The organism is Pseudomonas sp. AC463 (assembly GCF_979253585.1).
Map to the genome: position 1 here is coordinate 1 of NZ_CEEDDZ010000646.1, position 269 is coordinate 269.

A 269-nucleotide genomic window follows, 5' to 3' on the forward strand; every position below is an offset into this window, starting at 1 on the left:
AGTGGAAGCATTTCCATGCGCTCCGGCATTTCGCGGGCAGCGCGTGGCTAGATGCAGGCATGCCGCTGGCGGACGTGTCGAAGCTTCTTGGTCACGCCAACGCTCAGGTGACGGCTCGGGTCTATATGCACGCCATTGCGCCGACTGAGACGCGGGCACCTATGATCGAGCAGTGCGCCGCCAGCATCTTTGCTCCGACGCCTCTGATTACGCAAGAGATGCGCAAGGCCGCGTAAGGCCCCGGAAATGCGCCGCTTTAGACACTGAGT

The 269-nt window shown here is 61.7% G+C and carries 1 protein-coding gene; it reads left to right on the plus strand.

Annotated features, from left to right (window positions below):
- Positions 1 to 236: tyrosine-type recombinase/integrase (locus AC0IYH_RS31790; protein WP_471838254.1), on the plus strand; the 236-nt coding region annotated here is incomplete at its 5' end.
- Between the last annotated feature and the right edge of the window lie 33 nt (positions 237 to 269).